The organism is Xanthomonas bonasiae, assembly GCF_017163705.1.
Taxonomy (GTDB): Bacteria; Pseudomonadota; Gammaproteobacteria; order Xanthomonadales; family Xanthomonadaceae; genus Xanthomonas_A; species Xanthomonas_A bonasiae.
The window spans coordinates 48,649-73,616 of record NZ_JAFIWB010000007.1; the positions used below are offsets into that span (position 1 = coordinate 48,649).

Annotated in this window: 24 protein-coding genes; 7 read left to right on the forward strand and 17 right to left on the reverse strand. The window is 71.5% G+C overall.

All coding sequences use genetic code 11. The annotated features are described in order from the left end of the window. Window positions 1–81 precede the first annotated feature (81 nt). Entirely contained in the window at window positions 82–3,396 is a 3,315-nt protein-coding gene (locus JR064_RS09095) for an ankyrin repeat domain-containing protein (RefSeq protein WP_206229518.1), read from the reverse strand. After that, window positions 3,389–3,649 carry a YcgL domain-containing protein gene (locus JR064_RS09100; RefSeq protein WP_179569816.1) on the reverse strand — a complete coding sequence of 87 codons (261 nt, stop codon included), beginning with the start codon at window positions 3,647–3,649 and terminating at the stop codon, window positions 3,389–3,391. Before JR064_RS09100 ends, JR064_RS09095 begins: the two co-directional genes overlap by 8 nt. 221 nt (window positions 3,650–3,870) lie before the next feature. On the opposite strand from JR064_RS09100, the gene JR064_RS09105 reads away from it, so the two are divergent. Genes JR064_RS09105 through JR064_RS09120 form a run of 4 tightly spaced genes read left to right on the forward strand, consistent with a single transcriptional unit; the run spans window position 3,871 to window position 8,295 of the window. Continuing rightward, a complete protein-coding gene (locus tag JR064_RS09105; protein ID WP_206229519.1) occupies window positions 3,871–5,070 on the forward strand; it encodes a beta-ketoacyl-[acyl-carrier-protein] synthase family protein in 1,200 nt (399 codons plus the stop codon). Window positions 5,071–5,078: 8 nt separating this feature from the next. Beyond that, complete coding sequence (locus JR064_RS09110; protein ID WP_206229520.1) at window positions 5,079–5,855, forward strand: beta-ketoacyl synthase chain length factor; 777 nt, start codon at window positions 5,079–5,081, stop codon at window positions 5,853–5,855. Further along, entirely contained in the window at window positions 5,852–6,673 is an 822-nt protein-coding gene (locus JR064_RS09115; protein ID WP_179569822.1) for a glycosyltransferase, read from the forward strand. The genes JR064_RS09110 and JR064_RS09115 overlap by 4 nt, the downstream gene beginning before the upstream one ends. After that, window positions 6,670–8,295 carry an NAD(P)/FAD-dependent oxidoreductase gene (locus JR064_RS09120; RefSeq protein WP_191826009.1) on the forward strand — a complete coding sequence of 542 codons (1,626 nt, stop codon included), beginning with the start codon at window positions 6,670–6,672 and terminating at the stop codon, window positions 8,293–8,295. The genes JR064_RS09115 and JR064_RS09120 overlap by 4 nt, the downstream gene beginning before the upstream one ends. Window positions 8,296–8,347: 52 nt before the next feature. On the opposite strand, the gene JR064_RS09125 is transcribed toward JR064_RS09120, so the two are convergent. From JR064_RS09125 to xanC, 12 genes are all read right to left on the reverse strand, one after another. Beyond that, the gene (locus JR064_RS09125) at window positions 8,348–9,286 is read right to left on the reverse strand and encodes a hypothetical protein (protein WP_206229521.1); all 939 of its coding nucleotides are present in this window, start codon (window positions 9,284–9,286) and stop codon (window positions 8,348–8,350) included. A gap of 15 nt (window positions 9,287–9,301) precedes the next feature. After that, window positions 9,302–9,457: a hypothetical protein gene (locus tag JR064_RS09130; RefSeq protein ID WP_179569830.1), complete on the reverse strand. Its 156-nt coding sequence runs from the start codon at window positions 9,455–9,457 to the stop codon at window positions 9,302–9,304. Window positions 9,458–9,572: 115 nt separating this feature from the next. Further along, entirely contained in the window at window positions 9,573–10,310 is a 738-nt protein-coding gene (gene fabG / locus JR064_RS09135; RefSeq protein ID WP_206229522.1) for a 3-oxoacyl-ACP reductase FabG, read from the reverse strand. 141 nt (window positions 10,311–10,451) lie between these two features. Next, a complete protein-coding gene (locus JR064_RS09140) occupies window positions 10,452–11,021 on the reverse strand; it encodes a hypothetical protein (protein ID WP_206229523.1) in 570 nt (189 codons plus the stop codon). Between the two features lie 39 nt (window positions 11,022–11,060). Continuing rightward, window positions 11,061–11,504 (reverse strand): hotdog family protein, encoded by a 444-nt coding sequence (locus JR064_RS09145; protein ID WP_206229524.1) that lies wholly within the window; start codon window positions 11,502–11,504, stop codon window positions 11,061–11,063. Window positions 11,505–11,514: 10 nt separating this feature from the next. Beyond that, on the reverse strand, window positions 11,515–13,857 hold the full coding sequence (locus JR064_RS09150; protein WP_425510286.1) for an MMPL family transporter: 2,343 nt from the start codon (window positions 13,855–13,857) through the stop codon (window positions 11,515–11,517). Window positions 13,858–13,951: 94 nt separating this feature from the next. Continuing rightward, entirely contained in the window at window positions 13,952–14,599 is a 648-nt protein-coding gene (locus JR064_RS09155; protein WP_338123881.1) for a LolA-related protein, read from the reverse strand. Beyond that, window positions 14,523–15,497: a lysophospholipid acyltransferase family protein gene (locus JR064_RS09160; RefSeq protein ID WP_179569842.1), complete on the reverse strand. Its 975-nt coding sequence runs from the start codon at window positions 15,495–15,497 to the stop codon at window positions 14,523–14,525. The genes JR064_RS09155 and JR064_RS09160 overlap by 77 nt, the downstream gene beginning before the upstream one ends. Further along, window positions 15,494–15,781: an ApeI family dehydratase gene (locus tag JR064_RS09165; RefSeq protein WP_191826015.1), complete on the reverse strand. Its 288-nt coding sequence runs from the start codon at window positions 15,779–15,781 to the stop codon at window positions 15,494–15,496. The genes JR064_RS09160 and JR064_RS09165 overlap by 4 nt, the downstream gene beginning before the upstream one ends. 12 nt (window positions 15,782–15,793) lie before the next feature. Beyond that, window positions 15,794–16,543, reverse strand: a complete 750-nt coding sequence (locus tag JR064_RS09170) for a lysophospholipid acyltransferase family protein (protein WP_179570538.1) — start codon at window positions 16,541–16,543, stop codon at window positions 15,794–15,796. 54 nt (window positions 16,544–16,597) lie between these two features. After that, window positions 16,598–17,329, reverse strand: coding sequence for a COG4648 family protein (locus tag JR064_RS09175; RefSeq protein WP_206229526.1), 732 nt, complete (start codon window positions 17,327–17,329; stop codon window positions 16,598–16,600). Further along, on the reverse strand, window positions 17,304–17,573 hold the full coding sequence (gene xanC / locus JR064_RS09180) for a xanthomonadin biosynthesis acyl carrier protein XanC (protein WP_003470209.1): 270 nt from the start codon (window positions 17,571–17,573) through the stop codon (window positions 17,304–17,306). Before xanC ends, JR064_RS09175 begins: the two co-directional genes overlap by 26 nt. Window positions 17,574–17,702: 129 nt before the next feature. Here xanC and JR064_RS09185 point away from each other — a divergent pair, with 129 nt between their 5' ends. The 3 genes from JR064_RS09185 (at window position 17,703) to JR064_RS09195 (ending at window position 20,808) form a co-directional block, all read left to right on the forward strand. Then, window positions 17,703–19,070, forward strand: coding sequence for an NAD(P)/FAD-dependent oxidoreductase (locus JR064_RS09185; RefSeq protein ID WP_206229527.1), 1,368 nt, complete (start codon window positions 17,703–17,705; stop codon window positions 19,068–19,070). Continuing rightward, window positions 19,067–20,077 (forward strand): chorismate transformation FkbO/Hyg5 family protein, encoded by a 1,011-nt coding sequence (locus tag JR064_RS09190; RefSeq protein ID WP_179569849.1) that lies wholly within the window; start codon window positions 19,067–19,069, stop codon window positions 20,075–20,077. The genes JR064_RS09185 and JR064_RS09190 overlap by 4 nt, the downstream gene beginning before the upstream one ends. A gap of 197 nt (window positions 20,078–20,274) precedes the next feature. Next, window positions 20,275–20,808, forward strand: coding sequence for a P-loop nucleotide/nucleoside kinase family protein (locus tag JR064_RS09195; RefSeq protein WP_191826018.1), 534 nt, complete (start codon window positions 20,275–20,277; stop codon window positions 20,806–20,808). A gap of 194 nt (window positions 20,809–21,002) precedes the next feature. Here JR064_RS09195 and JR064_RS09200 read toward each other — a convergent pair whose 3' ends face one another. From JR064_RS09200 to JR064_RS09210, 3 genes are all read right to left on the reverse strand, one after another. Beyond that, window positions 21,003–22,364, reverse strand: a complete 1,362-nt coding sequence (locus tag JR064_RS09200) for an AMP-binding protein (protein ID WP_206229528.1) — start codon at window positions 22,362–22,364, stop codon at window positions 21,003–21,005. Window positions 22,365–22,509: 145 nt separating this feature from the next. Then, window positions 22,510–23,526 (reverse strand): cytochrome d ubiquinol oxidase subunit II, encoded by a 1,017-nt coding sequence (gene cydB / locus JR064_RS09205; protein WP_179569855.1) that lies wholly within the window; start codon window positions 23,524–23,526, stop codon window positions 22,510–22,512. Continuing rightward, on the reverse strand, window positions 23,526–24,926 hold the full coding sequence (locus JR064_RS09210) for a cytochrome ubiquinol oxidase subunit I (RefSeq protein WP_206229529.1): 1,401 nt from the start codon (window positions 24,924–24,926) through the stop codon (window positions 23,526–23,528). The genes cydB and JR064_RS09210 overlap by 1 nt, the downstream gene beginning before the upstream one ends. Window positions 24,927–24,968 lie beyond the last annotated feature (42 nt).

The following is a 24,968-nucleotide window of genomic DNA, read 5'->3' on the forward strand; positions in this document are numbered from 1 at the left end:
GCGCAGCAGCGACCTTCCAAGGCGACGCTGCACCACGCACGCGCAAGCGCGGCGCGAGCCGCCCGGATCGAAGACCGGCCGCTAACGGCTCTCGCGCAGGAACCGCGCCATCGACGACACCCCCGGCAACGCCGGCTGGAACTGGCCGGCGACGTCGACGAAGCCGCGCATCACCGCGATCTCGCGCGGCGGGCGGTTCAAGGTGTCGCGCAGGTCCGGGTCGGCCCCGGCGCGCAACAGGCGCTGCACCAGCAGCGGCAGGCCGTGCAGCGCGGCCAGGTGCAGCGGGCCGAAGCCGCGCGGGTCCTGCACGTCCAGGCTCACGTCCTCGTCGAGCAGGCGCTCCACGCCCGCCAGCACCACCGGCTCTTCGCAGGCGGTGCCCGGTTCGGCGCGTGCGCCGAGCAGCAGCAGCAGCGGCGTGACCCCGCCGGCAGCGCTGCGGTCGGCTTCGGCGCCGGCCAGCAGCAAGGTGTCCAGCAGCGCCAGCAGGCGCGACTTGTCGCGCGCGGTGAAGCCGTACAGCGCGGCGCAGTGCAGCGGCGCCAGCTGCTGCGCGTCGCCGGCATGCACGTCGGCGCCGGCCGCCAGCAGGCGCGCAGCGATGTCCGGCAGGCCCAGCGCGCAGGCCAGCATCAGCACGGTGACGCCGCCGGGCAGGCGGTGTTCGATCTGCGCGCCGGCGGCCAGCAGCGCGGCGACGATCTCGGTCTGGCGCATGCTCACCGCCGCCGACAACGGCGTGGCGCCGCTGCCCGCGGCGTGCTGCAGGTTGGCGCCGCGCGCCAGCAGCAGGTCCACCGCGGCGGCATGGCCGCCGCCGGCGGCGCGCAGCAGCGCGGTGCAGCCCTGCGCGTCGATCGCGTCCACCGGCAGGCCCAGGTCGATCAGGCGGCGGATCGCGTCGGCGTCGCCGACCATCGCCGCGGCCGGCAGGTCGGCCTCGCGCAGCGGGCGCCGCGGCAACGGCCAGATCCGCCAGTCCAGCCAGTCGGCCAGGTCGCGGCGGCCGCTGGCCAGGGCCACGCCCAGCGGGGTCTGGCCGTCGGCGGCGCGCGCCTCCGGCGAGGCGCCCTGCTGGATCAGCAGCTTCAGCGAGGCCTCGCGGCCCAGCGCCGCAGCCAGGTGCAGCGCGGTCATGCCGTGGCTGTCGCGCGCCTCGCGGTCGGCGCCGCGTTCCAGCAATTGCAGCTGCAGGCGCAGCCAGCCCAGGCGCACCGCCAGCGACAGCGGCGGATCGCCGGCCGGCGACGGCGCGAACGGGTCGGCGCCGCGTTCGAGCAATTCCAGCGCGAACTGCTCCAGCGCGCGCGAGGCATGGTCGTGCTGGGCGCAGGCGGCCAGCAGACGGGTCAGGCCGCCGCGCCCGGCCGGCGACACGCCCTGGCGCAGCATCGCCTGCAGACTGGGCACCGCTTCCACGCCGCGCGAGAGCAGCGCGAACATCGGCGTGTCGCCGCAGGCATCGAGCACTTCCGGCGCGGCGCCATGCGCCAGCAGCCACTCCACCGCCTGCGGGTTCAGCGCCAGGTGCGGATCGTGCAGCAGCGCGCCCAGTTCCTCGGCCGCGCACAGCCGCGCCAGCGCCGCCAGGCCGTCGCGCTGGCCCAGTTGCAGGCCTTCGCGCAGCAGTTCCAGCGGCGGCCGGTCGGGCAGGCTGGCGCTGCCGACCTCGCCCTGGCCGTCGCTGACCGCGGCCGGCAGCGGGTAGTCCGGGTCCAGCGCGGACACGATCGCCCAGCGCCCGGCCTCGGCGGCCAGATCGACCGCGCGGCGGCCGCTCTGGTCCGGCTGCGCGGCCGCGATGCCCAGTTCCAGCAGGCGCCGGATCAGGCCCGGCGAGACCTGGTCGGCGGTGCAGGCCAGCAGCACCGCGTTGCGGCCGTCGCCATCGACCGCGACCAGGTCCGGCTTGTGCGGCAACAGGTGTTCGAGCACCGCGACGCGGCCATGCCGCGCCGCTTCCAGCCACGGCGTGCGGCCCAGCGCGTCGCGCGCTTCCAGGTTGGCGCCGGCGCCGAGCAGCGCATCGACGATCTCCACATGCCCGGCCTGCGCCGCCTCGTGCAGGGCGCTGCGGCGCTGGCGGTCGCGCGCATCGACCCGCGCCTTGTGCTTGAGCAGCATCTGCACGCCGGCCGGATCGTCTTCCTCGGTGCCGGCCGCGGCCAGCAGCACCGGGCTGCCGTCGGTCGGCTCGGGCTTGGCGCCGCGCTCGAGCAGGAACTTGCCCATGCGCCAGTTGCCGACGTGGCAGGCCACCGCCAGCGGGGTCAGGCCGTCGCGGTTCAGCGCGTCCAGCTCGGCCGCGGCATCGCGCAGCAGGGCCGCCACGCCCGGATCGGAACTGCGCGCGGCGTGGTGCAGCGGCGTGTTGCCGTCGCTGTCGCTGGCGCGCGGATCGGCGCCGTTGGCGAGCAGGGTCATCACCGCCTCGGGGCGGCCGTGCCAGCTGTCGCGGGTCGCCGCCAGCAGCGGGGTCATGCCAAGGTGCGGCTGGTTGACGTCCACCCCGCGCACGATCAACTCGCGCAGCAGGCGCAGGTCCGGCAACACCGCGGCCAGCACCGGCAGGCTGCGCTGGTCGCGCCAGTCCGGCGCCGGCAGCGCGTGAGGGTCGGCGCCGGATTGCAGCAGCTGCAGCGCGCGGTCCACGCGGCCGCCGCGCGCGGCGTCGTACAGCGCCGCATGCAGTTCGTCCGCCGCCGGCGCCGCTTCGTCCTCGCGCGGCGCGGCCTTGGCGCTCAGTTCGGCGAACAGGTCCGCCGAGGTCGCCCGCACCGGCAGCGCCTGCGGCGGCGCCACGCGCTGCAGCAAGGCATGCAGCAGCGGCGACAGCAGCGCATAGGCCAGCGCCAGCGGCCAGCGCGCCGCGGCGGCCAGCAGCCCGGGCCAGGCCAGCAGCACGCCGACCCCGGCCAGCAGCAGCACCAGCGCCGCCACCGCCAGGCCGCGCCAGGCCTGCACGTCCTGCTGCGCCAGCGCATGCCAGCGCGCGCCCAGCGCGCCGCCCTCGCACTCGCTGCCGTGCCACAGCGGCCAGGTGCGCCACAGCCCGAGCAGCGCCGCGCTGGCGGCCACGCTCAGGGCCAGGGCGGCGGCCAGGCTGCCGCTGTCGCGCAGCGCCGCCAGCGGCCAGGCCACCAGCAGCGCGACCAGGCCCAACCCGCCGGCCCACAGCGCCAGCAGCGGCAGCAGTTCGCGGCCCAGCGCCGGCACGCTGGCCGGCCGCGGCCGGCTGCCGCGGGACCAGGACAGCGCCAGCGCGAACGCCGGCTGCGCCAGCCACGCGCCCAGCGCCGCGGCCAGCGGGCCGAACCCGGCGACCAGCGCCAGCAGCACGCCCAGCGCGGCGGCGATCCAGGGAGCGCGCGCGCGGAAGGGGGATTCAGTCATCGTGTCGATCGGTCCGGCCGTCGGGCAGCGGCGGCAATTGCAGATGGAAGCCGCAGCCGGCCAGGTTCGCGCGTACCGCCGCGGGGTCGGTCCGGGCCAGGGTGCGCTCGGCGGTCAACGCCACGTCCAGCACGAACACCAGCGGCTGCAGCGACGCCAGCAACGGCGGCGGCAGACAGCCGAAGTCGTCGCGCTTGGCGAGGTAGAGATAGGTGTCCGGCTTGCGTTGGCTTTTGTAGACGTAGGCTTGCATGCCCGTGGCGTGCGCCTGGCGTGGAAAGGCAAGCGATTGTGGAGGAAATGCGCCAGCGGCGAAAGCGCGCGCGCCGCGCTGCATTTATAAACGCACGCGCCGTGCCCGTTCACGTTCAGCGTGGGCGCGCGCGCTTCACGGCTTCGCGGACCGCGTCGATATACTCCCCTGATCCATTCTTTACGGAATATCGCGTGACCGAAGCGTCCCCGTCGCCCCGCATGGCACCCGTCGCAATTCGTGCGTACACCGCGACCACCGCGCTCGGCAGCGGATTGCAGGCCCAGGCCACGGCCTTGCGCGACAGCCGCAGCGGCCTGCGCCGCAACGATTTCGGCGCGCAGCCGCTGCCCTGCTGGATCGGCCGCGTGGACGCGCTGGAGACCTTGCCGCTGCCGCCGGCGCTGGCCGCATGGGAATGCCGCAACAACCGCCTGGCCTGGCTGGCGCTGCAGCAGGACGGCCTGCGCGAGGCGGTCGCCGCCGCCGCGCAGCGCCATGGCGCCGAGCGCGTGGCGGTGGTGATGGGCACCTCCACTTCCAGCATCGGCGCCAGCGAAGAGGCCTATACCCGGCTCGACCACGACGCCGAGGGCGCGCGCTTTCCCGCCGACCTGGAGCGGCCGATCGTGCACACGCCGCATTCGCTGGGCGATTTCGTGCGCGCCGCCACCGGCCTGCGCGGCCCGTGCATCACCGTGGCCACCGCGTGTTCGTCCAGCGCCAAGGTGTTCGCGCAGGCGGCGCGGCTGATCGCCGCCGGGGTGGTGGATGCGGCCCTGGTCGGCGGCGTGGACACGCTGTGCGGCAGCGTGCTGTTCGGCTTCAATGCGCTGCAATTGGTGTCGCCGGAGCTGTGCCGGCCGTTCGACGTGCGCCGGATCGGGCTGTCGCTGGGCGAAGCCGGCGGCTACGCGCTGCTGGAGCGCACCGATGCCGCCGCCGCGCCGCCGGCGCTGGCGCTGCTGTGCGGCTATGGCGAATCCAGCGACGCGCACCATATGTCCGCACCGCACCCGCAGGGCCTGGGCGCGCGCCTGGCAATGGGCGGCGCGCTGCAGCGCGCGGGCGTGGACGCTGCCGAGATCGGCTACCTGAACCTGCACGGCACCGCCACCCCGGCCAACGACAGCGTCGAGGCCGCCGCGGTCGCCGCGCTGTTCCCGGCCACCCTGCATGCCAGTTCGACCAAGGCCTGGACCGGGCATACGCTGGGCGCGGCGGGCATCGTCGAGTCGGTGTTCGCGCTGCTCGCGCTGCGCGACGGCCTGCTCCCCGGCACCCTCAACAGCGAACAGCCCGATCCCGAGTGCGGCCCGCAGATCCGCTTCGCCAATGCCCATGCACAGGTCCGTTACGCGATGAACAATTCCTTCGGCTTCGGCGGCAACAACTGCTCGCTGCTGTTCGGCCGCGCATGAGCACGCCGATGTTGACCGCGACCCTCGAAGGCATCGGTTTCTGGACCGCGGGCCTGCCCAGCTGGGCGGCCGCGCGCGCGTTCGCCGCCGGCAGCGGCGGCATTATGGAGACGCCGGCGCGACCGGCCTCGCAACTGCTGGCGCCCAACGAGCGGCGCCGCGCGCCGGACACGGTGGCGGTGTCGCTGGAAGTGGCGCTGGCCGCGTGCCAGGACGCCGGCCGCGATCCGGCCGCGCTGCCGTCGGTGTTCACCTCCACCCACGGCGACCTGGCGATCACCGACTACATGTGCACCACGCTGGCCAGCGATCCGCTGGCGATTTCGCCGACCAAGTTCCACAACTCGGTGCACAACGCCGCCGCCGGCTACTGGACCATCGGCGCCGGCGCCACCGCCGCGGCGACCGCGATCAGCGCGCACAGCGCCAGCTTCGCGCAGGGCCTGCTGGAAGCGCTGTCGCAGCTGGCCGCCGGCGAGGCGGCGGTGCTGCTGGCCGGCTACGACAGCCGCTCGACCGGTCCGCTCGGCCGCGTCTCGCACAGCGACGGCCTGCTCGGCGGTGCGCTGGTGCTCGGCGCCGCGGCGCTGCCCGGCAAGCCGCGCCTGCGCGTGCACCTGGCCGATGGCGACGCCAGCGCCGGCGACGGCGCACTGGCGCGGCATGCCGCGGGCAACGCGATGGCGCCGATGCTGGTGCTGTTCGACGCACTGGCCGCCGGCGCCGCCAGTTGCACGCTCGATGCAGGCGGCGGCCGCTGCCTGCACGTGGAGCTGCAGGCGTGAGCCGGATCGCGCTGATCGCCGCCGATGCCGCGATCCTGATTCCGGCGCTGAACGAAGCGCTGCGCATCCGCGAAGTGGTCGGCGATGCGCTGGCGCACTGCCCGCGCGTGATCGTGGTCGACGACGGCTCCGACGACGGCACCAGCGATTGCATCGCCGACCTGCCGGTGACCCTGATCCGCCATCCGCAGCGGCGCGGCAAGGGCGCCGCGCTGCGCAGCGGCTTCGCCGAAGCGCAGCGTCAGGGCGCGCGCGCGGTGATGACCATGGACGGCGACGGCCAGCACAGCGCCGCCGATTTCCCGCGCCTGCTGGCCGCAGCCAATCGCCATCCCGGCTGCGTGATCGTCGGCGCGCGCCTGCGCAAGCGCGCCAGCCAGCCGACCATCCGCCGCATCGGCAACGACTTCGGCGACTGGGGCATCGCCTGGGGCTGCGGCTTCCGCCTGGTCGACAGCCAGAGCGGGCAGCGCCTGTATCCGCAGGCGGTGTACACCCTGCCGAACGTGCCCGGCGAGGGCTTCGTGTTCGAGGCGCAACTGCTGATCTCCGCCGCGCGCCAGGCCGGCGCGCGCGTGGTCGCGGTGCCGATCGAGACGCGCTACGCCGACCAGACCCCCGGGCAGTTCCGCAAGAGCCATTTCCGCCTGGTGCGCGATCTGTGGAAGATCACCTCGCACGTGGTCGTGCAGGTGTGGCAATACGGCCATGTCGTGCGCGAATACCGTCGCGTGCGCGCCAATCCGGTGCTGATCGACGACGCCGCTGGCGAATTTCCCGCGGTGCCCACCCCTTTCGACAAGGAAGAAACGCCATGAACCAGCAGCATGCGGATGTGGTCATCACCGGCGGCGGCCTGGCCGGGCTGACCCTGGCCCTGCAGTTGCGCCAGCGCGATCCGCAGCTGCGCATCAGCGTGCTGGAACGGCGCGCGCATCCGGTGCGCGAGGCCGCGTTCAAGGTCGGCGAATCCTCGGTGGAGATCGGCGCGCACTACTTCGCCAACGTGCTCGGCCTGCACGAGCATCTGGAGAGCGAACAGATCCGCAAGTTCGGCTTCCGCTTCTTCTTCTCCGACGGGCGCGAGGACATCGACCGCTGCACCGAGCTGGGCGTGAGTCAGCTGCTGCCGACGCCGTCGTGGCAGATCGACCGCGGCCGCTTCGAGAATTTCCTCGGCGAACGCGCACGCGCGCTGGGCATCGAGTTCATCGACGGCTGCACGGTGCGCGGCATCGACCTGGCCGACGACGACGCCGACCACCAGGTGCGCTACGAGCGCGACGGCGCCGCGGCGACGCTGCGCGCGCGCTGGGTGGTGGATGCCAGCGGCCGCGCCGGCCTGCTCAAGCGCAAGCTCGGCCTGGCCCAGGACAACGCGCACAACGCCAACGCGGTGTGGTGGCGGGTGGACGGGCTGGTGGATCCCAATGCCTGGTCGCAGGACAGCGCCTGGCTGCAGCGCTGCACGCCGCCGGACCGCTGGCGCTCGACCAACCACATGTGCGGCCCGGGCTACTGGTTCTGGCTGATTCCGCTGTCGTCCGGCGCGCATTCGCTGGGCATCGTCTGCGATGCGCAGATGCACCCGCTGGAGACGATGAACACGCACGAAAAAGCGATGGCCTGGCTGCGCACGCACCAGCCGCAGGTCGCGCGCACGCTCGATCAGAGCCAGCACGCGCTGCAGGACTTCCTGTTCCTGCGCAAGTTCTCCTACGGCTGCAAGCAGGTGTTCTCGGCGCAGCGCTGGGCGCTGACCGGCGAAGCCGGCGTGTTCCTGGATCCGTTCTATTCGCCGGGCAGCGACTTCATCGCCATCTCCAACACCTACATCTGCGAACTGATCGGACTCGATCGCGCCGGCCGCAACATCGCGCCCTACGCCGAGTTGTACCAGCAGCTGTATTTCTCGTTCTACGAGAACACCCTGACCCTGTACCAGGACCAGTACCCGCTGTTCGGCGACGCGCAGGTGATGCCGGTCAAGGTGATCTGGGACTACACCTACTACTGGGCGCTGCTGGCGCCGCTGTACTTCTCCGAACGCATCGCCGATCTGCCCATGCTGGGCCGGCTGCGGCCGGAGTTCACCCGCGCGCGCGCGCTCAACCTGGGCATGCAGGCGCTGTTGCGCGACTGGGGCCGGCACAACGACGCGCAAGGCCGGCCGGACGCCGATGGCCGGCTGCTCGACCAGTACCTGATCGGCTGGTTCCACCAGCTCAACGCGGCACTGCGCGAGGAGCTGGACGACGCGGCGTTCCTGGCGCGCCTGCGCGGCAACGTCGCGCGGATGGGCTGGCTGGCGCGCGAAGTGCTGAGCCAGGCGCGTGCGCAGCATCCGCAGATCGACGACCACGGCCTGGACGCGCTGCTCGCCGACATGCTGGAAGGCGAGAGCTCGCTGGCCGACACCTGGTACGCGCGCGCCGCGTGAGCTGGCGGGCGGGCGCCGGCCTGCCAGCGTGCGCAGCGCACCCCTGGCCGGGTCATTGCTTGGGCGATGCAGGCGGCGTTGCCTGGGCCGAACCCTCGGCGGCACCCGGTTCGCCCTGCTCCGCCTCGTCCGGCTCGCCGCCGAAGCGATCGAACACATCCGGATCGAACAGGCTGGCGTTGGCGATGTCGCCGGTGGAGATCACCTTCGCCGCCGGCAGTTCGGAACCGGAGAAGATGTCCTCGGAGTAGTTTTCGGTCACCACCACCCGCAATGTCTGCGCGTCGCGGTAGCCGCTCCACACCGGGACCAAGCGCAGGTACGGCGAGGCGTCCGCGCGCAGCGGCGGGATCCACTCCAGCCAGCCGGCATAGACCTTGCGGTCCTTCAGCGACAGTAGCACCGGCACCGGCGCGAGCAGGCCGTCGCTAGTCTCCAGTGCGTCCAGGCGATCGGCCGGATGCACCTGCGCATCCAGCGCAGCCTGTTCCGAAGCCGAGCGCGGCGGCAGCAGGCGCGACAGCCAGCGGCCCAGACGCAGCGGTGGATGCCACAGCATGCGGATCGCCAGTTCGGCGACGAAGCCGCGGGTCCGGACCTGCTCCACACGCAGCACACTGAGGAAGAACAACCGCTCCAGGCTGTTGTAGGTGCCGGTGCCATACAGCCACAGCGCCGCTTCGTCGCGCGGCCAGAACCAGTTGATCCACACCCGCAGCGCCAGGCAGACGAGGAAGGCGAGCAAGGCGGTGCCGATGCCCGGATACGGCGCGACCAGATGCAGCAGCCGCCAGGCCTCCTGACCCCAGGCGGTGGCCATCAACAGCACCGCCAGCACCCGCGCGACCGCCAGCGCGACGATGCCGACCAACGCCGAGGCCAACAGCAGTTGCTCCTTGCCCTGGCGCGATGCCCAGTAGGAGGTGATGAAGGTGAAGTTGACGAACAGGTAGCCGCCGATCAGCGGCAACAGCAATTGGTTGAAAGGCATTCCTTGCCCCTGCGGCTATTTGGAGCGCTTCGCCTCGACGTGGCCCCTGACCGTCCGCGCCAGCTTGCTCACCGCCTGGCGTCCGGACTCGCTGTTGAAGAACGCTTGCAGGTCCACGCGCACGCCGGACCCGGTGAACACGGCATAGGTGCGGTTCTTGAGTTCGGACACGGTCGCGACCGTCCCGCCCGGGACCCGGCTAGGGCGCTTCTTGATGGCAGGAACAGCGGACATGCCCCGACTATAGGCCCGGCCCGCTCGCATTCCAAGTGCCGCGCCGCGGGCCTCAGCCCATGCCGCCATTGATGCCGATCACCTGCCCGTTGATGTAACCGGCCGCGTCCGAGCACAGGAAGCCCACCAGCGCGGCCACCTCATCCGCCTTGCCGGGGCGGCCGGCCGGCACCAGCTGCTTGATCGCCTCCGGCGCGAACGCCTCGCCGGCCATCGCGCCTTCGATCACCCCGGGCGCGACCACGTTGACGCTGATCCCGCGGCTGGCCATCTCCCGCGCCAGCGACTTGCTGGCGCCGTGCAGCGCGGCCTTGGCCGCGGCGTAGTTGGTCTGCCCGCGATTGCCGAGCACCGCCGCCACCGACGACACGCTGACGACTCGCCCCCAGCGCGTGCGCGCCATCGGCAGCAGCAGCGGCTGGGTCACGTTGAAGAAACCGTGCAGCGACACGTCGATGACCCGGTGCCATTGCGCCGCGCGCATCCCGGCCATCGGCGCGTCGTCGTGGATGCCGGCGTTGTTGACCACCACCTGGATCGGACCGGCCTCCAGCAGCACCGCCAGCGCCGCGGCGCTGGCATCGGCATCGGCCACGTCGAACGCCACCGCCTCGGCGCTGCCGCCGGCCGCGGCGATGTCCTGCACCACGGCGGCGGCGCGCGCCACGTTGCCGTTGGCGTGCACGATCACATGCAGCCCGTCCGTGGCCAGGCGCCGGCAGATCGCACCGCCAAGGTCGCCACTGCCGCCGGTGACCAGGGCGCGGCGTTTCGTCGAAGGATCGGTCATGCGCACATTCTCCGTGTTGCGTTGGCTGCGGGACCCTTCATCGTAGAACACGGCGATGTGCAGGGTCAGTGGCCGGCACCCGCCGGGCGCGCCTCCACGGTGCGGCGGATGCATCTTGCGGCGCCAGGATCGGGCGATCGATTATTTGCTGCCGAGCAGCGTCTGCATGTTGTGCGCAGCCTTCCTTACCCGTTCGAGCGCGACCTCGCTATCCACACGCAGGTCTTCCGGCAGGGCGAAGTGCTCCATGCATGCGTTCTCGGCGATGGCCCCGCGCAAGTGCGCAATGACGCGGATCATCAGATGGTCCATCCGCCAGCAGATGGACGGTTCGATGCCGGCAAGCCGCTCCGCCGTCGCCGGATGGCTGGTCCCTCCGATCCAGAGATCCGTCTCGAAGGCGAACTGGATCGCATCGTAACGGGAGTCGGCTTTTGTATAGCCGGGATCGCTGAAGAGGATCTTCCAGCGCGGAATCGCCGAAAACCGCAGGCTGCAGAAGATCGGCCGGAACAGGCGGCGCGACCTGTCCACCTGGGCGATGGATGCCGGGATCTGCGTATGGAAATCGGCGAACACCTCGACCAGATGACCGAGCGCAGGCGGTATGAGCTCGATGTAGCGCGCGATCACGAAGCCGGGCGCATCGGCGGCATCGACGGCGGGGATATAGAAAAGATCGCCCGGTTTCGGTGCTCTTAGCGCCTTCATCGGGGGGGTTCCCGCATGCATGATCGGTACCGGGCGCCGCTACGCCGCGCCCAGCATCACCGTGGCGCGCCCTTCGGCCAGCAGTTGCGCGCCATGCACGATGCGGAAGCCGTATTGCTGGCTGTCCTCGGCCTGTAGCAGCACTTCGGCCTCGCACTCGATCGCCTCCGGCAGCTCATGCAGATCGGCCACGTGCAGTTGCACGCCGCGCAGCGCGACCAGCATGCCCGGGCGCACCGGCTTGCCGCTGGCGCGGCCGAGCAGGCCGCCGTGCACCGCCATCGCCTGCGCGCCGTATTCGCACAGGTGCAGCGCGCGCAGGCGGCCGCCGCTGCGCAGCGGATGCGCGGCGGCGTGGTGCGCCTGGCTGCGCAGCACGATGCGCTGCGCGTCCCAGGCCACCACTTCTTCCCACAGGCACATCAGCCCCTGGTGCGGGATCAGCGCCGCGATCGCGTCGCGTCCGTACGGAAGTTCGGTCATGCAGCGTCTCCTAATGTGCGGTGGCTGCGGGCGCGCCGCTGGCGGTCTCGCGCGAGATCAGCAGCGCCAGCACGAAGTTGAACAGCACGCCCAGCGCCACCGTGCTGCCGATCGCGCGCAGCACCGGGATGCTGGAGGCGGCCAGCAGCGCGAACACCAGCAGCGTCATCAGGCTGCACACGATCAGCGCGTGCAGCGTGCGCAACTGGTCGGCGCGGTCGTCGCCGGCGTGGTCGAAGAACAGCGCGTAGTCCAGGCCCAGGCCGGCGGCCAGGATCAGCGCGATCAGGTGGAACAGGTTCAGTTCGACGCCGCAGCCGCGCAGGATGGCCAGAATCAGCAGCGTGGTCAGCGCCATCGGCAGCAGCACGCGCACGATCCGGCGCGGCGTGCGCAGCGCGATCGCCACGGTCAGCGCCAGCAGCAGCGCGGCGATGCCGAGCGCGCCGAGCACGCGGCCGCGGTAGGCGGCGACCAGCGATTCGGAGGCCTCCTTCAGGTCCATCAGCTGCGCGCCACTGCCCTTTACCGCATCGGCCAGCAGTGCCGGGTCGCGCAGGCCGGTCAGCGATACCAGCGCGGTGGCATGGTCGGCGCGGTCCAGCAACAAGCCATCGACCGTGGTTGCCAGCGGCGTGCCATGCAGGTCGCGCGCGGTCAGCGGCGGCGCGCTGCGGGCGCGCTCCAGGTCGGCCAGGAACGGCGCGAAGGCGTCGGCACGGAACGGCGTGGCGGCCACCGCGGCGGCGGTCAGCGCGCGCGCCTGCGCCGCATCCGGCAACGCCGCCTGGCGCCGCTGCTGGGTCGCCGCGCTGGGCAGGTAGCGCGCGGCCATGTCGTAGCCGGCCAGCTCGCCGCGCGCGACCAGCGCATCCAGGCGCGGACGCAGTCGCTCGGAGGCGGCCAGCGCGGCGTCGGCGGAGGCGGCCGGCAGCGCCAGCACGTAGCGCACGTCGGGCGCGCCCAGTTCCTTGCGCAGATGCGCGTCGCGGGCCAGGCCGTCGGCCGGCACCGGGGTCAGCTTGGACAGGTCGTTCTGCCAGAACGGGCCCGGCGCGAACGCGATCACCGCCGCGGCGACCAGCGCCAGCGGCAGCAACGACCAGCGCGGCCGCGGCAGCCGCGCGATGCCGTGCCACAGCCGCGCCAGCGCCGGCGAATCGGCATGGTCGCGCGGCGAGGGGTCGATCAGTGCCGGCAACAGCAGGCGCGTGGTCAGCGCCGCCACCAGCAGCCCGGCAATGGTGAACACCGCCAGCTGGCGCAGGCCGTCCACGCCGGAGAACAGGAAGGTGACGTAGGCGATGCAGGTGGAGACCACGCCGGTGGCCAGCGTCGGCCACAGGTGGCGCGCGTTGGCGCGCGGATCCAGGCCCGGGCGCTGATGGCTGAACAGGTGGATCGGATAGTCCTGGACCACGCCGATCAGGGTGAAGCCGAACGCCACGGTGATGCCGTGCACGCCGTCGAACAGCAGCGCCACCGCGCCCAGCCCGGCCAGGCCGGCGCTGGCCAGCGGCAGCACGCCGAGCACCGGGATCTTCCAGCTGCGGTAGGCGACCAGCAGCAGCACGATCAGGCCCAGCGTATCCAGCATGCCGATCCACTGCGCCTCGTTCTGGGTGCGCCCGCCGATCTCCACCGAGAACGCGCCGGGGCCGGTCAGGGTCAGGCGGCTGGCGCTGCCGGCGCTGGCCTTGGCGAAGGCGGCATGGATCGCGTCCACCGCGTGCTGCTGCCCGGTCGGATCGAACCCGGCGGCGCGGGTCTGCGCGACCAGCAGCGCGTCCTTGCCGGCGCGGTCGAACCAGACCCCGTCGCGCTGCTGCGGGCCGCCAGCCGGCTGCAGGCTCTCGGCCAGGTGCAGCACTTCCAGGGTCGGATCGCGCGGCAGCAGCGGCTCGACCATCGCCGCGGCCGGCGAGCCCAGGTCCTGCAGCCGCGCCTGCAGCGCATCGGCCAGCGTCGCCGCATCCAGCGGCTGGGCGTCGAAGCTGTCGCTGAGCAGGTAGCGGTAGGCCAGCAGCCGCTCGGGAATCGCGTCCAGGCCGGCATCGGCGCCATTGGCGACCAACTCGAAGGTGTCGCGCTGCGCGGCCAGCTGCGCGCGCAGCGCCTGCGATTGCCGCGCCAGCGTCGGCGCATCGGCGCCGGACAGCGACATCAGCAGCAGCCGCGAGCCCGGGCCTTCGCCGAGTTCGTCGAGCAGCAATCTTTGCGCGGGGGTCTGGGCTTCGGGCATGAATTTGCGCAGATCGCCCGATACCTGCAGCACGTTGCCCAGCCATACGCCGGCAATGGTCAACAGCGCCAGCCACAGCAGCGCCAGCGAGATGCGCGCCGTCGAGCTCAATCCACGTTTCATCGCTGCGACCACGCAAGCGCCAGCACATTCTTACCCGGGGCCACGCGCAGCACGGCCCGCCCGCCGCGATCGCAAGCGGACATCAGCGCGCGTCGCCGTGGCACAGCGCGGTCAGCGCCTCGGTCTCGGCCAGGCTGGCCGCGTCGCGCGCGGCGCCGGCCAGCAATGTGCGCTGCACGTCGCCCTTGGCCGGAGTGGTCTCGATGCAGCGCAGCTCGGCGCCGCGGCCGTACAGGCGCAGGCTGCGCACCTGCGCGGCCAGTGCCGGGTCCTTGGGCTGCAGCTGCAGTTGCCAGCGTTCGCGCGTGCCGCTGCTGCTCAGCGTGTAGTGCTGCTGCAACTGCGCACGGTCGCCGGACAGCAGCGCGCCGAAGCCGTTCTGCAGGCCCGCCAGTTCCGGCACCCGCGCCAGCGAGAAACGCCGCGGCGCCTTGCCGGCCCGCTCCAGCGTGGCTTCGCCGCCGCGCAGGGTGGTGGTCTCGCGGTACGGCGCGGTGACCTCGCGCACCAGCGTGTCGGTGTCCGGGCGCCGGTACTGGCCCTGCACGCGCAACGGCGCCTTCAGCAGCGCCGAGCCGCGCAGTTCGACGAAATCGGTACTGACCGGGACCGGCCGCGCCAGCTTCTGCAGGATCCAGCCGGGGTCGAGCGGCTCAGGCGACGCGACGCACAGCGGTGCGGCGCTGCACAGCAGTATCAGCATCCACGGCAAGAGGCGGCGCATCGGCATGGCGGTTGTTCCAGAAATCGTAGAAGTTGAACCAGTTGTACGGCGCGGAGCGCGTGTAATGTTCCAGCCTGGCGGCGTAATCGCGGATGAGCGCGGCCAACGCCGGCGCGCGCTGCCGGCGCGGCAGGTCCAGGCCTTCGCTGAAGGTCTCGAACACCAGCTGGTAGCGGTTGCCGCCGCGGTACAGGCCGAACGCCAGCACCACCGGCACCTTCAGCGCCGCGGCGATCAGCCACGGCGAGGTCGGGAACATCGCGCCCTGGCCGATGAACGCGGCCGGCAGCGCCGGGTCTTCCGGGCGCGGCCGATCGACCAGCAGCGCGACCAGCGCGCCTTCGTCGGTGGCCTGCTTGATCGCCATGACGATCGAGGTGCTGTCCATGCCGGCATCGATGATGTTGGCCGCCAGCTGCGGGTTCAGCGCGCCCAGCAGTTCGGTCATCGCCGGGTTGTGGGCCTTGTCCAGCACCACCTTGACCTGCACGTCCGGGCGCTCGGTGGCCAGCACCCGCAGCGCGTCGAAGCTGCCCAGGTGCGAGCCGAAGATCAGCACGCCGCGGCCGCGGTCCATCTGCGCATGCAGTTGCTCCAGGCCCTGGATGTCGACCCGGAAGCGGTGCATCTGCCCGCACAGCATGAACACCCGGTCCAGGATGGTCGAGGCGAAGGTGTGGATGTGCCGGGCCACGTCCAGCAGCGTGGCCGGGCGAGCGAACACGCGGCCCAGGTAGTCGCGCGAGTCGCGCCGCTCCGGGCCGCGCACCAGCAGGAAATACAGGGTGATCGGATACAGCAGCAGGCGCCCGAGCGCGCGGCCGCCGTAGCGGGCGATGCTGCGGATCAGCCACAGCGCGAAGCGGCCGCCGCCCTCGGGGCGGTGTTTCCAGCTGGCGCTCACGGGGCCGCCTCGGCGACCAGGTCGCCGCTGACCAGCAGGTCCTCGCCGCGGCGCACGCGGAAACGCCAGCGCGGCGCGACGCCGTCCAGTTCCACCCGCGCCGGCTGCCCGGGCAGCAGCGGCTGCAGGAACTTCACCTGCGGCAGGCGCAGCGGCCCGCACGCACCGTGTGCGGCCTCCACGGCCTGCAGCACGTGGTCCAGCACCACCACGCCGGGCACGACCGGGTGGCCCGGGAAATGCCCTGGCAGGCTGGGATGATCATGCGGTACGACGAAATCCATAAGGCTGGCGACTCAGATCCTGGGTTCGAGCATGGCACGGACGGCCTGGTGTGCGCGCTGGGTCAGCTGTTGCCGGTCCAGCGGGCCATCGGCGCCGTTCACGTTGATCGGCGTGCCGATCCGCACCCGGATCACCCCGGGCCGCACCCGGAACAGGCTGGTCGACGGCAGCACCTTGCCCGCTCCGTCCAACGCCACCGGCACCACGTCCACGCCAGCATCGATAGCGGCCTGCAGCAGCCCGGCCTTGAATTCGGCCAGTTCGCCGCTGCGGCTGCGGGTGCCTTCCGGGAACAGGCACAGGTCCTGGCCCTGGCGCAGCAGCGCCGCGGCCTGGCGCCGGACCATGGCGCCGGCGCGGCGGCTGTCGCGGTCCAGGAACAGCATGCCGGTGGCGCGCGCATACCAGCTCACGAACGGCACCTGCAGCATTTCGTCCTTGAGCAGGAAACGCAGCGGCACCGGCAACGCCGCGAACAGCGCGCAGATGTCGATGATCGACTGGTGGTTGCTGACGAACAGGTGGTTGCGCGACCAGTCCACCCGCTCCTGGCCTTCCACTTCGAAGCGCACGCCGGCGCCGAAGAACAGCACCGGCGCCCATACCCGCGCGCCCATGCGCAGCGGCAGCCGCGGCCCGGCCAGCAGCAACAGGCCCAGCGCCACGACGATGCCCAACCCGGTGAACGCCAGCGTGAACAGCAGTTGCAAGGTATTCCACACGGCCCAGGCCATGCGCGACGGCATCCCTGCCTGCGGCATCTTCAGTTTGTCCTTGATGATCTGCACAAGCCTCTGCATCCCCCGATGCGCGCGTCAGCGCAATAGATCGCGCCAAAAAACCGGCCCCAGCCGCGCCAGCTGGTGCAGGAAGTCAGGCAGATTACGGTAGGGACGCTGCGGAAACCAGCGCCCGCGCAGGAAGTACTCGCCGACGAAGAAGCCGCCGATCACGCCGTAGCCCAGCAGGTTGGCGATCAGCGAGGCGCGCGCATCGCCGATCGGCACCGGCGAGGCCTGCCCCAGCTGCGCCAACACCCCGCTCGGCACGGCGCACAGCGCCAGCAACAGGTTCAGCAAGGTCATGGCGGCCAGCAGCAGAGTCCAGGCCAGGGTCAGCCGGCGCGTGTAGCGCAGCTGCTCGGGCACAAGCGGCAATCCGGCCTGGCGGTACAGCGCCTCGACGATGCGCGAGATCAGCGGAGTGCGCCCGCGCTGCAGGCTGCGCCCGAAGAACCAGGCCACCCAGGCGGTGAACAGCACCGGCGGCGCGGCCAGCAGCAGCAGCGCGTGCGGCGAGCGCCACAACGGCACCAGGGCGGCCAGCGCCAGCAGCGCCAGCGCCCAGGCCCACGGCCGCAGCCGCGCCATCGGCTCCACCAGCACCATCAGCACCAGCGCCGCGCCCGCCAGCACGGCCAGATCGGGACGGTGCGCGGCGTTGGCCCAGTGCGCCAGCGGCGAATACGCCAGCGCCAGCAGCACCCCCAGCGCCAGCGCCCACGGCGCGGCGGCGGCCGGGTCAGCTGGTCTTGTTGGCTTCGACATGCGCCGACAGTGCGCGCAGCGAGGCGAAGATGCGGCGGTTCTCGTCGTTGTCCGAGCGCAGCTGGAAGCCGTAGCGCTTGCTGATCGCCAGCGCCAGTTCCAGCGCGTCGATCGAGTCCAGTCCCAGCCCGGTATTGAACAGCGGCGCCTCCGGATCGATGTCGCCGGGCTGCACGTCTTCCAGGTTCAGGCTCTCGACCAGCAGCTCGGCCAGTTCACGTTCGGCGGCGGTTTGCGAAGACATCCAGGGGCTTCCAGGCGGTGAGGACAGGTGCGACAAGATGGTGCATCGCGCGCAGCGACGCAACTGTCCGACCCTGGCAGGCAAGCTATCATGGCATTCGTCTTACATGTCCACCGCAGGTTTTTCAGGATGAATTCCACCGCCCCTGTCAGCGCGCCCGCGCCGTCCCCCGCCGCCCCACAGGCGCCCGCGGCGGAAACGCCCGACGTGCTGGTGATCGGCGGCGGCCCCGCCGGATGCGCCGCGGCGACCCTGCTGGCGCAGCAGGGCTGGCAGGTGACCCTGCTGGAAAAGGACCGCCATCCGCGCTTCCACATCGGCGAATCGCTGCTGCCGATGAACATCCCGATCCTGCAGCGGCTGGGCGTGCTCGAGCAGGTGCGAGCGATCGGCGTGCTCAAGCTCGGCGCCGATTTCCCCAACGACAGCGGCGGCTACAACACCTTCCGCTTCGCCAAGGCGCTGGATGCGCAGTCCGACTACGCGTTCCAGGTCCCGCGCGCCGACTTCGACCGGGTCCTGTTCGCTCACGCCCGCGCCGCCGGCGCCGACCTGCGCGAGGAGACCAAGGTCGAGACGGTGCAGCTGGACGGGGAGCAACCGCTGGTGCAGGCGCGCAGCGCCGACGGCGTGCACACCTTCCGCCCGCGCTACCTGATCGATGCCAGCGGCCGCGACACCTTCCTCGGCAACAAGCTCAAGCTCAAGCGCGCCAACGCCCGGCACCAGTCGGCGGCATTGTTCAGCCATTTCCGCGGGGTGGCGCGGCGCCCCGGCGAGGACGCCGGCAACATCAGCATCTACCGCCATCCGCATGGCTGGATGTGGCTGATCCCGCTGCCCGACGACGTGATGAGCGTCGGCGCGGTGTGCTACCCGGAATACATGAAGACCCGCCAGGGCGACAGCGAGGCGTTCCTGCTGCGCACCCTGGCGTTGAACCCCGACGTGGTCGAACGCATGGCCGGCGCGCAGCGCGTGGCGCCGGTGCACGCCACCGGCAACTACGCCTACGAGTGTACGCGCATGAGCGGGCCGCGCTGGCTGATGCTCGGCGACGCCTATGCCTTCGTCGATCCGATGTTCTCCTCCGGCGTGTACCTGGCCATGCACAGCGCCGAGCGCGGCGCGGCGATGGTCGATGCGGCGCTGCGCGATCCGGCGCGCGAGGCGCGGCTGCAGCGCGGCCTGGAGAAGCACCTGCGGCGCGGCCTGAGCGAGTTCAAATGGTTCATCTACCGCTTCACCTCGCCGACCATGCGCGAGCTGTTCGCGCAGCCGCGCAACGTGCTGCAGGTGGAACAGGCAGTGGTGGCGATGCTGGCCGGCGACGTGTTCGACAACCGCGCGGTGCTGCGCCGGCTGCGCGTGTTCCGCGCGATCTACGCCATGTCCGCGGCCGCGATGTTGCCGCGCGCCTGGCACTCCTGGCGCCAGCGGCGGCGCCAGGCACGCGAACACTTCCAGGGCGACACCTTGCACGGAGACAGATCATGAGCCGGCCGCACCCGCAGTTCCCGCACCACGAGCAGCGGCATCCGCAGCTGCAGGTGGACTACGTCGCCGAGACCGATCCGGGCGAGCTGCTGCGCGACGACCGGGTACTGGCGGTGTTCGGCTTCGGCAACGACGCCCCGCACCACGCCGATCCGCGCTACCTGCGCGTGCCGCTGCAGCCGCACGGCCCGCGCATGCTCGAGGTCTGGCGCACCGACGCGCCGGTCAGCAGCGGCCGCGACGGCGACATCGCCTGGGCCAGCGACGGGCGCCTGCAGTTCGGCGTGATCGAGATCGACGAGCAGGCGCTGGAGATCGAAGAGGCCTCGACCCTGGCCTATGCGCAGATCACCGCCTTCGTCGCCGGCAGCGCCACGCCGCGCCTGCTGCGGATCTGGAACTACCTCGACGCGATCACCCTGGGCAGCGGCGACCGCGAGCGCTACCGCCAGTTCTGCGTCGGCCGCGCGCGCGGCCTGGGCGACTTCGACGCCAGCCAACTGCCGGCGGCCACCGCGGTGGGCCGTTGCGACGATGCGCGGGTGATCCAGATCTACTGGCTGGCCGCCGCGCAGGCCGGCACGCCGCTGGAGAACCCGCGCCAGGTCAGCGCCTACCGCTACCCGCGCCAGTACGGGCCGCAATCGCCGAGCTTCGCCCGCGCGATGCTGCCGCCGGCCGGCAGCGACATGCCGCTGCTGCTGTCCGGCACCGCCAGCGTGGTCGGCCATGCATCGATGCACACCGGCCAGCTGCTGGCGCAGTTGGAGGAAACCTTCGCCAACTTCGACGCGCTGCTGGCCGCCGCGCGCACCCACAGCCCCGACCTGCCGGCGCAGTTCGGCGACGGCACCCGGCTCAAGGTCTACGTCCGCGAAGCCGCCGACCTGCCGCTGGTCGCCGCCGCGCTCGATGCCCGCTTCGGCGACCGCGTGCCGCGCCTGCTGCTGCACGCGGTGATCTGCCGCAACGAACTGGCGGTGGAGATCGATGGCGTACATGGGTGAGCGTGCGCGCGGCTGAGCGCCAGCTCGCCATCGCCGCGACGGCTGGTGCGGTTCGTTCGACCAGGCGTCGAGCAATGCAGGACGTTCGGTCGCCACTGCCACTGCGGTTCGCCACCTGCAGATGCGCGCGCCCCAATCCCAAATAGCATCGCAAGCTGTTCGGCGGTGTCCGCCCCAGATCCTCGCACTGGCACGCCATGTCCGACAGTCGCCGCAAGATCGTGATCGTGTCCGGCGCCCCTGGCGCAGGAAAAACCACCTTGGCGATGCCGCTCGCCAAACGGCTCGGCTTTCCGCTGTTCTGCAAGGATGTCATCAAGGAAACGCTGACCGACAGCCTCGGCGACAGCGGCGGCGATCTGGCCGCGTCACGCCGGCTTGGCGGCGCGGCGATGGAACTGCTCTGGTCGCTGGCGCGCCACGCGCCGCACGCGGTGCTGGAAGCCAACTTCCGGCCCCGCAGCGCATACGAACGCGACAAACTGGCCAGCCTGGACGCGGTCATCGTCGAAGTTCACTGCGACTGCGGCCCCGACGAAACCGCCCGGCGTTTCCGGGATCGCGCCGCGGCCAGCGCACATCACGCCGCGCATCCGTTGAAAGAACTGCCGCCGGACATGCTTGCGGAGTACGCCGGGCCGGTGGGACTAGGGACGGTGGTCGCGGTGGATACGCGCGTGCCGGTGGACCTGGAGCGCCTGGTGGCGGAGGTCCTGAGCGCTTTATCCTGAAGAACGGCGGCTGCTCCATTCGGCGTTGAGGCCAAGCCGAGTGCCAAAGGCAGCGACGACCGCCAGGCGTGCGGGATGCGTACCGTATCCGCTTGGCCGATCAGGACCCGCAACGGATTTCCCGGCCGATGCAGCGCCATGCTGCGCAGATGCGGCAGTCACCGGAACGCTACGGCATCCGGCGCCAATCGACCCTAACTCTCGCGCTCGCCCGCCAACAGCGCCAGCAAGCGGTCGCGCGGCAGCTTGCCCGTCTCATTGCGCGGCAAGGCATCGAGCTTGCGCAGGCGGCGCGGCAGGAACACCGGGTCCAGTTCGCGGCGCAATGCGTCCAGGATCGCGGCTTCGTCCAGGCTCGGCGCGACCACCACGGCGGCGATGCGGCCGACCGCCTGACCGGGTTCCGGCTCCAGTTGCAGCATCGCACCGTCGACCACGCCCGGCACGGCCAGCAGGCGCCGGGTCAGGTCGGCCAGCGAGGCGCGCTTGCCGGCGATCTCCAGGAGGTCGGCCTGGCGGCCGCGCACCTGGAAGCGGCCGTCGGCGTCCACGTCCATCAGATCGGCCAGCAGCACCGGCTGCGGCAGGTGCGGCGCGTGCACCAGGGTGCCGTCCGGTTGCGGCGCCACGCGCACGCCGGGCAGCGGCGTCCACTGCGCCTCGCAGGCGGTGCGGCGGCTGGCGAACACGCAGGTTTCGGTGGAGCCGAACATTTCGCGCACCTGCCCGCCGAAGCGCGCCTCGGCGGCCGCGGCCAGTTCCTGCGCCAGCGGCGCGGTGGCCGAGACGATGCCGGCCAGCGGCGGCAGGGCGACGCCGGATTCGACCAGCGCACGCAGGTGCACCGGCGTGGTCACCAGCAGCCGCGGCGCCGGCACCTGCGCCAGCGCGCGCGCCACGTCCTCGGGGAAGAACGGCCGCCCGGCATGCACCGCCAGCGGCGTCACCAGCGGCAGCAGGATCGACAGCTCCATGCCGTACATGTGCTGCGGCGGCACCGTCGCCACCACCTGCGGTACCGCGTCCGCCTCCCACAATCCGACCAGCGCCAGCAGATCCTGGCGGGTGCTGGTCAGGAAGTTGCCCCAGGTCTTGGGGTTGGGTTTCGGCGTGCCGGTGCTGCCGGACGTGAAGCCGATCGCGACCAGCGCATCGGCCGCCAGTTGCGGCATGTCGCCGTCCAGGCTCGGCAACGGATCGGGCAGCTGCCAGTAGCGCGGCGGCGACTCGGCCAGCGCCAGGTCGCCCAGGCAATAGCTGTCGGCATGGCTGCGCTGCACCTCGGCGACTACTGCCGGCGCGCGCGAGGACGGCAGCAGCGAGGTCTGCCCGCGCAGCGCCACCGCGCAGAACGCGACCATGAACCGGTAGCGGTCCTCGCACAGGTTCAGCGCATGCCGGCCCGGCGGCAGCACCGCCGCCAGGCCGCGCACATGGCCGAGGAACGTGGCCAGATCGATGTGCTGGCCGCCGGCGTAGGCCAGCGGGCGGTGCAGGTCGCCGACGGCAAGCGGATGCAGGAGCGGCGGGGAAACGGCGGACGAAGCGACAGGCATGCGTGGCGAAGGCTCGGCGGGCGACTGGCCCGCAACGGGCAGCGCGAATCGGTAGCTTGGCGGCCACCGCCGTCGCTGGCAAGCCGGGCGCACTGCCCACGCGATGGCGGCACGCCGCGCGCGCGCCGCGACTCCACCGAAGAACTCAGTGGTGGTAGCCGCTGTCGGCCGTGATCTTGCCGCGGAACACCCGGTACGACCATGCGGTATAGCCCAGGATCACCGGCAACAGCACCACCAGCCCGGCCAGCACGAAGCCCTGCGAGGACGGCGGCGACGCCGCTTCCCAGATGGTCAGCCCCGGCGGCACGATGTTCGGCCAGATGCCCAGCACCAGCCCGAAGAAACCGAGCACGAAGAAGCACAGGGTCAGCACAAACGGGCGCGCGTCGCGGCCTTGCGCCATCGCCGCGCGCCACAGCGCGAACGCGTTGACCAGCACCAGCAGCGGCACCGGCGACAGCCACCAGAAATTGCCGCCGTGGAACCAGCGCGCCATGATCCGCGAGTCCAGGAACGGCAGCCAGGCGCTGACCAGGCCCATGAACACCACCACCACCAGCACCAGCGGCCGGGTCAGCGAACGCGCGATGCGCTGCATCGGCCCTTCGGTCTTCAGGATCAGCCAGCTGCCGCCGAGCAGCGCATAGCCGAACACCACCGCCGCGCCGGTCAGCATCGAGAACGGGCTGAACCAGCCCAGCACGCCGCCGAGGTACTTGCCGCCCTGCAGCGGCATGCCCTCGACCAGCGCGCCGAGGATCACGCCCTGCCAGAACGCCGCGCACAGCGAGCCCAGCGCGAACGCCCAGCCCCACAGGTACTTGGAGCGATGCGCCTTGAAGCGGAACTCGAACGCCACGCCGCGGAACACCAGTGCGATCAGCATCAGCAGCACCGGCAGGTACAGCGCCGACAGGATCAGCGCATAGGCCTTGGGGAACGCCGCCAGCAGGCCGGCGCCGCCGAGCACCAGCCAGGTCTCGTTGCCGTCCCAGATCGGCGCGGCGGTGTTCATCATCAGGTCGAGCTGGTCCTCGTCCTCGGCGAACGGGGCGAGGATGCCCAGGCCGAGCACGAAGCCGTCCAGCAGCACGTACATCAGCACGCCGAACCCGATCACCCCGAACCAGATCACCGGCAGCACGGTGGCCATGTCCATCAGCGTGTCTCCTCGAGATCGTCGCCGGCCGCCGAGATCGGCCGCGCCGGCGTCCTGTCGCCATCGTGCAGCTGCGGCTCGGGCTCGTGCGGCAGCGGCCCCTTGCGCAGCATCTTCAGGATGTACCAGCCGCCGAAGCCGAACACGAAGGCGTAGGCGGCCACATACACGCCCAGCGACACCCACACCATCGCCGGGCTGATCGCGCTGACCGCATCGCGGGTGCGCAACAGCCCGTAGATCACGTATGGCTGGCGCCCGATCTCGGTGACGAACCAGCCGGCCAGCAAGGCCAAGAACCCGGCCGGCAGCATCGCGTTCCAGGCCACGTGCAGCCAGCGCCGGCGCAACAACGTGCCGCGCCACCAGAACCACAGCGACACGAAGGCCAGCAGCAGCATCGCCATGCCCAGGCCGACCATGATCCGGAACGCGTAGAACACCGGCTTCACCGGCGGCCGTTCGTCGGCGGGCACCGAGGTCAGCGGCGCGATCTCGCCGTCCAGGGTATGGGTCAGGATCAGGCTGCCCACGCGCGGAATCTTGACCTCGTAGTCGTTGCGCTCGGCCTGTTCGTTGGGCACCGCGAACAGCACCAGCGGCACGCCGGCGCCGGGCGCCTCGCCATGCCAGTGCGCCTCCATCGCCGCCACCTTGATCGGCTGGTGCTCGAGCGTGTTCAGGCCATGCGCGTCGCCGGCGGCGATCTGCAGCGGCACCGCGATCGCGGCGAACGCCACCGCCAGCTTCAGCATCCGCCCCGCCACCTGCACGTGCACGCCACGGCGCAGGTACCAGCCGCTGACCCCGCCGATCACGAAGCAGGTGGTGATGAACGCGGCCAGCACCATGTGCGCCAGCCGGTACGGGAACGACGGATTGAAGATCACCTCGCGCCAGTGCGCCGGCTGGAACACGCCATCGACGATGGCGTAGCCGGCCGGCGTGTGCAGCCAGCTGTTGGCCGACAGGATCCAGAAGGTGGAGATCAGCGTGCCCAGCGCGACCAGGCAGGTGGACAGGAAGTGCAGCTTCTCCGGCACCTTGCGCCAGCCGAACAGCATCACCCCGAGGAACGAGGCCTCCAGGAAGAACGCGGTCAGCACTTCGTAGCTGAGCAGCGGGCCGAGGATGTTGCCGGCGCGCTCGCTGAGCACCGACCAGTTGGTGCCGAACTGGAAGCTCATCACGATGCCGCTGACCACGCCCATGCCGAACGACACCGCGAAGATCTTCAGCCAGAAGAAATACAGGTCGCGCCACAGCGTGTCGCGGGTGCGCAGCCAGCGCCACTCCAGGAACGCCAGCCAGCTCGACAGGCCGATGGTGAAGGCCGGGAACAACACGTGGAAACTGATGACGAATCCGAACTGGATACGCGAGAGCAGCACTGCGTCCATGGACGTCGCTCGTGAAACCGTAACTGGCCGCCATTGTTGGCC